We start from the raw sequence: 10,413 nt of genomic DNA on the forward strand, positions 1-10,413 counted from the left end.
ATGGAAACCAATCTTATGTACTACATGTATGTTCCGACCCGGGTGATGTTCGGGACCGGGATGCTGGACAAACTGAATGAACAGCCGATGCCGGGACGCCGTGCCCTGATCGTGATCTCCAACGGAAAATCGACCCGTGCCAACGGCTATCTTTCGCGCACGGAGGAGCAGCTGCACAAGGCCGGCGTGGAGACGGTCCTCTTCGACGGGGTGATGCCGAATCCGACGGTCGGCAATGTCGACGCCGGGGCGAAGGCTGCTCGTGAGCACGGCTGCGATTTCCTCGTGGCGCTGGGCGGCGGCAGCGTGATGGACTGCACGAAGGCCATCGCCGTGATGGCGACCAACGACGGGGAGCTTTGGGACTATGTGCCCATCGGTTCGGGCAAAGGCAAACCGATTGCCGTCCGTCCGCTGCCCATCGTCGCCATCACCACCACGGCCGGGACGGGCTCGGAAACGGACAACTCGGGCGTCATCACCAAGGAGGATACCTTCGAGAAGGCCTTCGTGGGCGATGCTTCGCTCTTCCCGGTCCTCTCGATCGTCGATCCGGAGCTGATGGCCAGCGTGCCGCCGACCTTCACGGCCTATCAGGGTTTCGATGCCCTGTTCCACAGTACCGAGGGCTACATTGCCCGGGGAGCAAACCTGATGAGCGACATGTACGCCCTGACGGCCATCGAAAATCTGGCGAAGTACCTCCCCCGCGCCGTGAAGGATGGCAAGGACATGGAAGCCCGCACCCACGTGGCTTTTGGCAATACGCTGTCGGGCGTGGTGATGTGCCTGACGCTGATCACGAGCGAACACGCGCTGGAACACGCCCTGTCGGCCTACCATCCGGCACTGCCTCACGGCGCAGGACTGATCATGATCAGCCGGGCATACTATAAATACTTCATCGAACACCACGCCTGCGACGAACGTTTCGTCCGCATGGCGCAGGTCATGGGAATGCCCGAAGCCACGAAGCCCGAAGATTTCCTCACGGCCCTCACCCGGTTGCAGGAGGCTTGCGGCGTGGCCGACCTGAAGATGTCCGACTACGGCATCACGCCCGACGAATTCGAGTTGCTGATGCGCAACACGCGCGAGGTGATGGGCGTCATGTTCACCAGCGACCGGGTTCAGATGAGCGACGAGGAGATCGTGCGCATCTACCGGGAGTCGTACAGATAGTCGATTCCCGATCCGGACTTTTGGAAAGCGTCAAACCATTAAAAGAGAAGCGTATGAAAAAGCTGTTTTTGATCCTCTGGATGCTGCTGTCGACGCTTGCCGTGTCAACGGCCTGCGGCGAGACCAGTCCGTCATCGAACGAGCCGGAACAGACCTCGCCCGAGGATAACGGGAATGGGGACAACGGAGACAACGAGGAAGGCGGCAACACGAACGGAGCCAACGGGCGTTACCTTGTCCTCTACTGCTCGCGCACGGGCAATACGGAGCGGATGGCACGGACCATTCAGTCCACATTGGATTGTGAGATGGCGGAGGTGGAGCCGGCTGTACCCTACGATACGGACTACAACGCAATGCTCGACCGCGCACAGACGGAGCTGGAGGCCATTGCACAAGGCAATTTCCCTGCCATTACCACCTCAGTCGAGAGTCTTGACGAATATGATATTATCTTTGTCGGCTATCCGATCTGGTTCGGGCACATGGCTTCGCCGATGCAGGCATTCCTGCACGATCATGCCGCGTTGCTGGCCGGAAAGCGGATTGCCCTCTTTGCCAGCAGCGGGAGCAGCGGCATCGGCACCTCCGAACGGGATGCTGCCGCGTTGGTTCCCGAAGCCACATTCGAAGAGTCGCTGCTGCTCACCTCCGGTTCGTTGGGCAGTATGACGACCCGTATCCCGGCCTGGCTGGAGACGCTCGGAGCAGACCGCGAGGAGCATTAAAAAGCATGCGATATGAGAAAGCGACTGTTCACTTTGCTGCTTGCGGAAATGCCTTTCGGATTGGCGTCTCTTTACGGACAGACGGTCGATCTCCACACCCACATCATCCTTCCCGAATACCGGGAGGTGCTGAAGGCACACGGTGCGGAGCTCGAAGAGACCTTCCCGCTGCCAGTGTGGGATGCCGCGCGGCACATCGACTTCATGGACCGTGCGGGCATCCGGACGGCCGTGCTGACGATGCCGGCCCCGCAGCCCTACTATGGCGATACGGAGGAGTCGGCCCGCTGTATCCGCCGTGTGAACGAGGTCTCGGCGGAGATCAAACAGCGATACCACGGCCGGTTCCGGTTCTGTGCAGCCCTGCCGCTGCCCGATGTGGAGGCCGCCATCCGCGAAGCGGTCTATGCGCTCGATACGCTGGGGGCCGACGGAGTGAAACTGGCGACCAACAGCCGCGGGCAGTATGTGGGTGACGAGGCGCTGGATCCGCTGATGGAGGTGCTCGACGAGCGTCATGCCGTCGTCATCCTCCATCCGCACCGCCCGACGCCCAGTCCCGAGGAGATCATCGCCACCACACCGCTGGCCATGTACGAATATCCGGCCGAAACCACTCGGGCCGTGGTGAACATGCTGGCGCGGAACGTACTGACCCGCTACCCGAATCTGAAGGTGGTCGTGCCCCATTGCGGTTCGTTCCTGCCGCTGGCATTGCCGAGAATGAAATCCATCCTCCCGGCGATGGTGTCGCAGGGCTGCATGCAGCCGATTGATTGGGACGCGAACCTGTCGCGCCTCTATTTCGACCTGGCGGGGAATCCCACGGCAGAGGTCCTGCATGCGCTGCTCACCATCACCACGCCCGACCACATCCTCTACGGTTCGGACTATCCCTATCTGCCCGATACCGTGTTGCAGGCCAATCTGGAACGATTGAAACAGACGCTCGCCGCCGACGGCGAGCTGGCCGGATATGCCGACCGGATTCTGGGACGGAATGCCGAACGGTTGTTTGTCAGGAGCGCCGCCTGCGGCCGTACTCCGTCGGAGTGATACCCTCCTGCTTCCGGAACATACGGCTGAAGTGCTGCGAATATTCGAATCCGAGGCGGTCGGCCACCTGCGCGACGCTCTCTCCGGCGGAGAGCCCGTCCTTGGCAAGCTGGATCACGAACCGGCGGATGTGGTTGCCGGCCGTGTCGCCGGTCGTCTTCCGGATGACGTCGCCGAAGTAGTTGGGCGAGAGACACAGCTTGTCGGCGCAGTACTGCACGGTGGGCAACCCGAGGGTCAGCTGGAGCCGTTGCTCGTAATAGTCGGCGAGCAGCTGGTTGAAGCGGACCAGAATGTCGGAGTTCTCCGTCTTGCGGGTCTGGAACTGGCGGTTGTAGAAGCGCTGGCAGAAATTCAACACCAGTCCGATGTAGCCGACCAGAATGGCATCCTGCTGTGCATCGCGTTCGTTGTCGAGCTCTTCGCGCATCCGACGCATCAGCGAAACCAGGATGTCATGCTCCCGGTCGGTCATGTGCAGCGCCTCGTTGACGCGATAGTCGAAAAAGGAGTAGTCGCGGATCCGTTTTTCGAGCGGCGTGCCGCGCAGCAGATCGGGATGGAAGAGCAGCGCCCAGCCCGTAATCGAAACCCGCTCGCCGTTGTCCTCCTTGCCGCCTACCTGTCCCGGGGCCACGCACAGCAGCGTGCCCTGGTTGTAGTCGTAGCGTCCGCAGCCGTAGTCGAGTTCCACGCTGGCGTCGTCGCGCAGGAAGAGTGCGTAGACGCCGTAGTTGTTCAGACTGTGGCGGATGGGCGAAACCTCGGCATAGTCGATAACGCTCACCAGCGGATGGCGATCGATGTGTCCGACCCAGCGGCTGTAATCACCCACGCAGTTTATTCTCAGAATCTTGCTCATCAAGGAAGGCTTTGAGGGGTTGTCTTCGCAAAAATAACGATTTTCGGGCATATCTCCGAATCGGTGGGCCCGGGATTCCGTAAAACGGGTAGGAATGCCCCGGCTTTCGTTACATCCGGAAGCGGGTAAACCGCTACTTTTGCGATGGATGTATAAAACGACAAACCATGACAAACCGCATGATCATTTTCGCGTGCCTGCTGCTGGGCCTGACGCTGTCGGGCGGCACGCTGGCACAGACTCAATCGTCGAATCCATCAAATACAACCACCATGGAAAAGAAACTCATCGGAAACACGTTGGCACTCTATCCCATGCCGCTGACGGTTGTCGGGGCCGAGGTGGAAGGCCGCGTAAACTGGCTTGTTGTGGCGCACGTCGGGATTATCGGCCACGACCGGATTCTGGTCAGCATGAGCCAGAGCCACTACACCAACCGGGGGATCCGCGCCACGCGCAAACTCTCGGTCAATCTCGTCAGCCGCGAGATGCTGCCTGCGGCCGACTATGTGGGGAGTGTGAGCGGAGCCCGCGAGGACAAGTCGCAGGTTTTCTCCTGGCATCGGGGCGCGAACGGCGCGCCGGTGATCGACCGCTCGCCGCTGACGATGGCGTGCGACGTCGTGGATATTTACGAGACGGAGGGTTTCGACAACTTCATCTGCTCGATTGCGGCGACCTACGCCTCGCCGGAGGTGCTCGACGACCGCGGACGGATCGACTACGCGCGGCTGAAGCCCGTGCTGTTCGAGTTCCCGACCTACTCCTACCTCTCCACGGGCGAGGTGATCGGCCGCTGCCTGCGGCTCGACAGCGAGCCTTCGATGTGTGCCAAGGAGCCGATGGCCGGGGACGGTATCGTGCGGCTCTCGAAGATCGAGGTCCGGCCGGAGTATCTCGACGAATATATGCGCTTCGCCGCGGAGGTGGGCGAAGTTTCGCTGCGCACCGAGCCGGGCGTGCTGACGATGTATGCCGTGGCCGAGCGGGAGAATCCGTGCCGGATCACCATCCTCGAAACCTACGCAAGCCGTGCAGCTTACGAGAAGCATATCGCCTCGGCGCATTTTCAGAAGTACAAGCAGGGAACGCTCCACATGGTCCGGTCGCTCGAACTGATCGATCAGACGCCGCTCAACCCGGCCAACCGTCTCCATAATTTCATCCAATAGAAAAAGGTCGCAGCGGGATTCCGGCATGGAGCGTGGAATCCCGCTGCGGCCTGCATGTGATCCGGACGTTCGCGAGCGGAGGTTAGAACCGCTGTGCCAGAGCTGCCGCCTGTTGGCAACCGTCAGTCCGGGCGATGTCACCTTCGTTCAGTACGCCCGGGATGAGCACCTCGCCGACCATCTCCCATTTCAGCAGGGCCGCCGTGCGCTCCATGGGAATCCGCACGCCGTCGAGCACCGTCGTATCCTCCTCCTCGCAGCAGGCGATCAACGCACACCGCTTCCCGTCCACCGGCTTGCCGCCGACGACCAGCGAAAACAATCGGTCGATCACCCCTTTGATCTGTGCCGGGATCGAATACCAGTAGACCGGCATCGTGAAGACCACGGCATCCGATTCGAGAATGGCCGGGGCGATGCGGTTGAAGTCGTCGTCGAACGAGCAGGCCTTACCCGTCTTGTAGCAGGTCATGCAGGCGTGGCAGCCGCCGATCTTCAGGAATGCCGCGTCGAACCGCTGCACCGTATGTCCGCGGCGCTCCGCCTCGCTGATGAAGGCTTCGGTCATGGCGAAACTGTTGCCCAGCTTGCGGGGGCTGCCCGTAATTACCGTTATTTTCATGGCGTGTTATTTTTGAATGGTGTTTGAATTCTGGTTGTAGGCCTTGGCCACGCAGCGCCACGTGCCGTCGATCTTCATCATCAGCAGGTAGTCCGTAAAGTCGATGCGGCCGCCCCAGTTCTCCTCCAGCACGCGCACGACGGCCAGCGTCTCCTCGACATCCAGCACGTCGATCCGGGCCCTGAATCCGGCATCGGCACCCACGCTGTCCACGTTCCGGTAGAACTGTTCGATGCCGCCATGCTCCAGCCGGCCGTCGAGGTATCCGAACAGCACGGCCTCGTCGATGAACAGCTCGCGCGCATGGCTGCTGTTGCCCTCGGCAACGCTTCGGACGAACTTCATGGCCGCCTCCTCGACGGCCCGGTACTCTTTGATTTCAGTTCTCATAATCGGTCTGTTTGAAAGGTTCTTGTCGGGACAAAGATATGGCCGCGGCACCGTGCAGTCAAGTACCGAAAAATGATTCATATACCGAAAAATTTGTCGGGTATGCTCTTTTTGGCAATTATCGCTACCTTTGTTTCACAAGAACCGAAAACGGCCCTACGCACATGTACGAGAGAAAGCTACCCGTCGATCTGGAATGCCCGCTGCGGCTGACCATGAGTCTGATCAACTCGAAATGGAAGTCCTGCATCCTCGACGAACTGCGCCACCATGCGCTGCGTCCGAGCGAATTGCACCGCATCTTCCCCGAGGCCACGCCCCGGGTGCTCGATCTCCAGCTCAAGGAGCTGGTCGAGGACGGTCTGGTCCGCAAGACCATCTACGCCGAGTTGCCGCCCCGCTCCGAATATGCCATTACCCCTTTGGGCGAAACGCTCATTCCGATCATCGACGCGATGATCGAATGGGGTACCCGGAATGCGGAACTTTTCGAACGGAAATACGGAAAAAGGGAACCGGCAGACCGTACCGAATGATCATAAGCCTGGCAATTGAACCGGAAATGTAACAGGCCCGCTCCAAAATCCAGCTGTTGCCGTCTGCATGGTCTGTGTCCGGTTCCGGCGTGCTGGGAGGAAATACGACAGGCGTGATACCGTTTGTAGCGGCATCACGCCTGTCGTTTGCCGTATGAAGGCCTTACCAGCAGACCGGATCGTTCAGAATCACACCGTCGGTAGCGTCCTCGGGCGTAAAGCTCCCGCCCTTGTACTGTACGCAGAGCATGACAAGTGCCTCGCGGCCCGTATTGCGGACGGAACGTCGTCCCGCAGGAGCTACCCGCACTACCGAACCTTCACCGATCGGGAAGATCTTGCCGTCGACCTGGAATTTACCCTCGCCCGAGAGAAAGAAGTAAAGTTCCTCGTGTGTTTTGTGGGTGTGCAGGAATCCGGTTTCCGTACCGGGAGCGAACGACTGGAAGGAGAACTCCGCACCCGTTGCCTGCAAGGCCGCACCACCGAAGACCTTGCCCGGGATCTTGACGGCCGGATTCAGCTCCAGCACGAATTCGTTCAGTTCGCTCAATTTGCCGAGCCCGATTGCACTGAAATTTTCGGATTCGGCGATCTTTTCAATCTGTTTCATCGTTTATCGTGTTTTAAGAGGTTTTCCGTTTACGGCATCCTACCGCTCCGAGGATCGGTTGTTGAGTCGGATTTTTTCGTGATAGAAGTAGTTGACCACAACCGGACGGCCCTTCTCGGAGCGGCCGTACGGCAGGTCGTTCACGCGATATGGCAGGCCGTTTGCGGCAGCATAGGCGGCCATCTCGTGTTCAAGCGCCTGCCAATAGTCCGTCCGGCGGCGGTTGTAGATCTCCTCGTATAAAGGCACTAGTTCGGGATGCTTTTCGCGGATATAGGCCAGGATCGTTGCCTTGAACTGCCCGCGCAAGTTGAGATTCTCGAGCCAGACGAGGTCGGCGAAGTCTTTCACCCGTTCGATGATGGCCTTCGGGTCGGTGATGCCCGGAAAGATCGGCGAGACGAAGCAGACGGTGCGGATGCCCGCCTCATAGACCTGCCGCATGGCCTCGAGACGCCGCTCGATGCTCACCGCGCGGTCCATGTCGGCACGGAAAGCCTCGTCCAGCGTGTTGACTGACCACGAAACCGTCACGCGCGGGAACGTGCGCAACAGGTCCAGGTCGCGCAGCACAAGATCCGACTTGGTGCAGATCATGATCTCGGCCGTCGTGCCGCGCAGCTCCTCAAGCAGATGGCGCGTGCGCTGAAACTGCTCCTCGAAGGGATTGTAGCCGTCGGTCACCGAGCCGATGACGATACGCTGGCCGTCGAAGCGGTGCGGATTGCCGACGGGTTTCCAGTGTTTGACATCGAGAAACGATCCCCAGGGTTCGGTGTGGCCCGTGAAGCGCTTCATGAACGAAGCGTAGCAATATTGGCAGGCGTGAGGACACCCCACGTAGGGGTTGACCGAATAACCGCCCACGGGCAGCGACGAGCGGGTCATGACGCTCTGCACGTCGATGTCGCGGATGATCTCCTCTTGCTGGTTCATATTCCGGATGTTTTGTGAGGCAAAGATCCGAAGATTTTTTGTGCAAAACCATGCCCGAAAGGGGGTAATGTATGCCATTTTGATAAATAATGTTCTATCTTTGTCATCGAATAACCCGGATGCGAGCGATGAAAACAGCGACAAATCCCCGACGGCTGGTCACCGTGCCGTTCAGCAAGACGCAGTGCGGCGTCGACTTCTACATCAATACGGGCCGCAGCGAAGAGATCCGCGGCGTACTGACCGAGAATCCGCTCTTCCGGACCGACTTCTTCGAGTTCTTCTTCCTGCACAGGGCCCGAGGCGTGCTGTTGCTCGGCGGACGCCGCATCGAGCTGCACGACGGCATGGTGCTGCTCCTCTCGCCCCACCAGCAACAGCGCTGGCTCGTAGACGAGGCGGAGCTCGACTACACGTTCCTAATCTTCCGCGAGGATTTCATGCGCACGTTCCTCGCTGACAAGTTCTTCGTCTACCGCCTGCTCTACTGCTACCAGACCGACACGCCGCCGTGGTTCGATGCCGCAGCGGAACAGCTGGCGGAATACGACCGGCTGCTCGAAAAGATCAAGGCGGAGCTGCGCGCCCCGACGGCGGACAGCTACAATTTGATCGTCGCGGTGCTCTATTATCTGCTGGTGACGCTCAACCGCGATTATGCCGCCGCCTACGGACTGCCCGTGACGTTGCCGCGCAATAACTGTGCATTCCGCTTCAAGGCGCTGCTCGAGGAGCATATCCGTGAGGTGCAACGCGTCGAGGAGTATGCTTCGATGCTGCGCGTGAGCCGCGTGACCTTGAACCGGGCTGTCATGGATCAGTTCGGCGTCACGGCCGTACACCTGCTGAAACAGCGGCTGCTGGAGGCTGTGAAGAACGACCTACTCTTCGAGAGGCGCAGCGTCAGCCAGCTGGCCGATGCGTACGGCTTCTCGGATCCGAGCCACCTGATGCGCTTCTTCAAGCAGCAGACCGGACGGACCTGCTCGGCCTACCTCGAAGATTATCGGCGCGGCGCGGGTGAATAGGGCCGCATCGACATCCGCAACCGGACTGCAACTCCAGCTCCTTTCCGGCTGATTCGGAGATGCGGTTTGCATGACTTTCGTCCCAAACTACCCTTTTGAGCTTCCGGCTCGACAGCCCGTATCCCGTCTCTGTCCGTGTATTATCATAGGCACGTTTGCCATATGCGCAAATCAGAATGGCTATAAACCGGCATTTTCCCCGCAGTTTGTCCACCCTCTTGACGCCAACCGACGCCAACCACTGCCACATCACTCTGCGGGCGAAACTTTTGAGGGGCAGCGCACGTTATCCGAGTGCAAGCTTGCAGGAACAAAGATTCATAAACCGGAAAAAGATGAAACGCCGAGCCTTTCGGATCCGGGACCGCTGAATGTTCGGCGTCCCCATCCACACAGAGTGCAACCCACAGAGACGGGTTGCTGCATAGTCAAACCAAACAGAAAGAAAACCATGGAAAAGATCGTATGTATCGGAGAGCGGAGTTGGCAGCGGCTCCTTGAACGGGTGGAACACCTCTCCGCCCTTGCCCAACATCTGGAACGTCGTTTGACGCCACCGCAGGACGACGGGTGATTGGACAGCGAGGAGGTATGCCGGGCGCTGAACATCACCAAACGCACGCTGCAGAGCTACCGGGACCGGGGAGTGATTCCCTGCTCACGTCTGGGTGGTAAATTCTACTATCGACGTCGGGATCTCGCCGCATGGCTTTCCCGCAAAACCGTTCAAATGCGATAGCCATGCCGCTGGATTATCTCAACGAAGCAAGCGACGAGGTACAACGCTTGTTCGCCCGGCTGGACGACGTGGAGCGTATGCTTCGGAAGGCCTCCGAGGAGCGTCGCCCGATGATCGGCGAGGAGCGCTACCTGACCGGCGAGGAGGTCTGCACACGCCTGCGCCTCTCACCGCGCACCTTGCAGACGCTGCGGGACCGGCGGCAGATTCCCTTCACGCTACTTGGCAACCGCTTGCTGCTCTATCCCGAATCGGGGATCCGGGCGGTCCTTGACCGCAACCTTCGGCCGGCTGCCGAGTAACAGACTATACGAGCTCTCGGATCAGATGATTCGAGGGCTTTTTTCGTGCATATCCCTGCGGCCAATCCACCTGCGCAACTACCAGCAAGAAAGCGCAATCGCGCCTCATGGTGAAACAAAGCGGAGACGGGTGCCGTTATCCTCGAAACAACGCAAAAACCACCGACCATGACAACGCCATTCATCCCCTCCACGGCTCCCCACTGAAGAGCCGACCATCTTCCATCGGTTGCCCGCCGCCCCCGGT

The 10,413-nt window shown here is 59.7% G+C and carries 14 protein-coding genes; 9 read left to right on the forward strand and 5 right to left on the reverse strand.

The window, feature by feature from the left end; all coding sequences use genetic code 11:
• From B5G16_RS10765 to B5G16_RS10775, 3 genes are read left to right on the forward strand one after another with little or no spacing between them, the layout of a single operon-like run.
• Positions 1-1,182 (forward strand): iron-containing alcohol dehydrogenase, encoded by a 1,182-nt coding sequence (locus tag B5G16_RS10765; protein ID WP_204228084.1) that lies wholly within the window; start codon positions 1-3, stop codon positions 1,180-1,182.
• Positions 1,183-1,235: 53 nt separating this feature from the next.
• On the forward strand, positions 1,236-1,910 hold the full coding sequence (locus tag B5G16_RS10770; RefSeq protein WP_087263749.1) for a flavodoxin: 675 nt from the start codon (positions 1,236-1,238) through the stop codon (positions 1,908-1,910).
• A 12-nt stretch (positions 1,911-1,922) separates the two neighbouring features.
• The gene (locus B5G16_RS10775) at positions 1,923-2,966 is read left to right on the forward strand and encodes an amidohydrolase family protein (RefSeq protein ID WP_087263750.1); all 1,044 of its coding nucleotides are present in this window, start codon (positions 1,923-1,925) and stop codon (positions 2,964-2,966) included.
• Here B5G16_RS10775 and B5G16_RS10780 read toward each other — a convergent pair.
• The gene (locus B5G16_RS10780) at positions 2,929-3,828 is read right to left on the reverse strand and encodes a helix-turn-helix domain-containing protein (protein ID WP_087263751.1); all 900 of its coding nucleotides are present in this window, start codon (positions 3,826-3,828) and stop codon (positions 2,929-2,931) included. The genes B5G16_RS10775 and B5G16_RS10780 overlap by 38 nt on opposite strands.
• A 272-nt stretch (positions 3,829-4,100) precedes the next feature.
• Between B5G16_RS10780 and B5G16_RS10785 the strand changes: the two genes are divergently transcribed.
• Positions 4,101-5,000: a flavin reductase gene (locus tag B5G16_RS10785; RefSeq protein WP_087263760.1), complete on the forward strand. Its 900-nt coding sequence runs from the start codon at positions 4,101-4,103 to the stop codon at positions 4,998-5,000.
• A gap of 82 nt (positions 5,001-5,082) precedes the next feature.
• On the opposite strand, the gene B5G16_RS10790 is transcribed toward B5G16_RS10785, so the two are convergent.
• Positions 5,083-5,622 carry a flavodoxin family protein gene (locus B5G16_RS10790; protein ID WP_087263752.1) on the reverse strand — a complete coding sequence of 180 codons (540 nt, stop codon included), beginning with the start codon at positions 5,620-5,622 and terminating at the stop codon, positions 5,083-5,085.
• Between the two features lie 6 nt (positions 5,623-5,628).
• On the reverse strand, positions 5,629-6,012 hold the full coding sequence (locus B5G16_RS10795; RefSeq protein WP_087263753.1) for a nuclear transport factor 2 family protein: 384 nt from the start codon (positions 6,010-6,012) through the stop codon (positions 5,629-5,631).
• 164 nt (positions 6,013-6,176) lie between these two features.
• Here B5G16_RS10795 and B5G16_RS10800 point away from each other — a divergent pair, with 164 nt between their 5' ends.
• On the forward strand, positions 6,177-6,548 hold the full coding sequence (locus B5G16_RS10800; RefSeq protein WP_087263754.1) for a winged helix-turn-helix transcriptional regulator: 372 nt from the start codon (positions 6,177-6,179) through the stop codon (positions 6,546-6,548).
• A gap of 163 nt (positions 6,549-6,711) precedes the next feature.
• Here the strand turns inward: B5G16_RS10800 and B5G16_RS10805 are convergent, their stop codons facing one another.
• Together B5G16_RS10805 and B5G16_RS10810 are read right to left on the reverse strand one after the other, a co-directional pair.
• Positions 6,712-7,161: a cupin domain-containing protein gene (locus tag B5G16_RS10805; protein WP_087263755.1), complete on the reverse strand. Its 450-nt coding sequence runs from the start codon at positions 7,159-7,161 to the stop codon at positions 6,712-6,714.
• Between the two features lie 39 nt (positions 7,162-7,200).
• Positions 7,201-8,097: a radical SAM mobile pair protein B gene (locus tag B5G16_RS10810; RefSeq protein WP_087263756.1), complete on the reverse strand. Its 897-nt coding sequence runs from the start codon at positions 8,095-8,097 to the stop codon at positions 7,201-7,203.
• 128 nt (positions 8,098-8,225) lie between these two features.
• On the opposite strand from B5G16_RS10810, the gene B5G16_RS10815 reads away from it, so the two are divergent.
• From B5G16_RS10815 to B5G16_RS10825, 4 genes are all read left to right on the forward strand, one after another.
• A complete protein-coding gene (locus tag B5G16_RS10815; RefSeq protein WP_087263757.1) occupies positions 8,226-9,125 on the forward strand; it encodes a helix-turn-helix domain-containing protein in 900 nt (299 codons plus the stop codon).
• A 451-nt stretch (positions 9,126-9,576) separates the two neighbouring features.
• Positions 9,577-9,699: a hypothetical protein gene (locus B5G16_RS12960; protein WP_262481325.1), complete on the forward strand. Its 123-nt coding sequence runs from the start codon at positions 9,577-9,579 to the stop codon at positions 9,697-9,699.
• Positions 9,700-9,864, forward strand: coding sequence for a helix-turn-helix domain-containing protein (locus B5G16_RS10820; protein WP_087263758.1), 165 nt, complete (start codon positions 9,700-9,702; stop codon positions 9,862-9,864).
• A 2-nt stretch (positions 9,865-9,866) separates the two neighbouring features.
• Positions 9,867-10,166 (forward strand): helix-turn-helix domain-containing protein, encoded by a 300-nt coding sequence (locus tag B5G16_RS10825; protein ID WP_087263759.1) that lies wholly within the window; start codon positions 9,867-9,869, stop codon positions 10,164-10,166.
• Positions 10,167-10,413: the final 247 nt, after the last annotated feature.

The organism is Alistipes sp. An66, from assembly GCF_002161445.1.
Taxonomy (GTDB): Bacteria; Bacteroidota; Bacteroidia; order Bacteroidales; family Rikenellaceae; genus Alistipes; species Alistipes cottocaccae.

What these genes read in the sequence shown, in the direction of transcription:
- B5G16_RS10815 (WP_087263757.1), top strand. Translation starts at nt 8,226, where the DNA reads ATGAAAACAGCGACAAATCCCCGACGGCTGGTCACCGTGCCGTTCAGC.
- B5G16_RS10785 (WP_087263760.1), top strand. Translation starts at nt 4,101, where the DNA reads ATGGAAAAGAAACTCATCGGAAACACGTTGGCACTCTATCCCATGCCG.
- B5G16_RS12960 (WP_262481325.1), top strand. Translation starts at nt 9,577, where the DNA reads ATGGAAAAGATCGTATGTATCGGAGAGCGGAGTTGGCAGCGGCTCCTT.
- B5G16_RS10775 (WP_087263750.1), top strand. Translation starts at nt 1,923, where the DNA reads ATGAGAAAGCGACTGTTCACTTTGCTGCTTGCGGAAATGCCTTTCGGA.
- B5G16_RS10790 (WP_087263752.1), bottom strand. Translation starts at nt 5,622, where the DNA reads ATGAAAATAACGGTAATTACGGGCAGCCCCCGCAAGCTGGGCAACAGT.
- B5G16_RS10780 (WP_087263751.1), bottom strand. Translation starts at nt 3,828, where the DNA reads ATGAGCAAGATTCTGAGAATAAACTGCGTGGGTGATTACAGCCGCTGG.
- B5G16_RS10800 (WP_087263754.1), top strand. Translation starts at nt 6,177, where the DNA reads ATGTACGAGAGAAAGCTACCCGTCGATCTGGAATGCCCGCTGCGGCTG.
- B5G16_RS10770 (WP_087263749.1), top strand. Translation starts at nt 1,236, where the DNA reads ATGAAAAAGCTGTTTTTGATCCTCTGGATGCTGCTGTCGACGCTTGCC.
- B5G16_RS10810 (WP_087263756.1), bottom strand. Translation starts at nt 8,097, where the DNA reads ATGAACCAGCAAGAGGAGATCATCCGCGACATCGACGTGCAGAGCGTC.
- B5G16_RS10795 (WP_087263753.1), bottom strand. Translation starts at nt 6,012, where the DNA reads ATGAGAACTGAAATCAAAGAGTACCGGGCCGTCGAGGAGGCGGCCATG.
- B5G16_RS10805 (WP_087263755.1), bottom strand. Translation starts at nt 7,161, where the DNA reads ATGAAACAGATTGAAAAGATCGCCGAATCCGAAAATTTCAGTGCAATC.
- B5G16_RS10825 (WP_087263759.1), top strand. Translation starts at nt 9,867, where the DNA reads ATGCCGCTGGATTATCTCAACGAAGCAAGCGACGAGGTACAACGCTTG.
- B5G16_RS10765 (WP_204228084.1), top strand. Translation starts at nt 1, where the DNA reads ATGGAAACCAATCTTATGTACTACATGTATGTTCCGACCCGGGTGATG.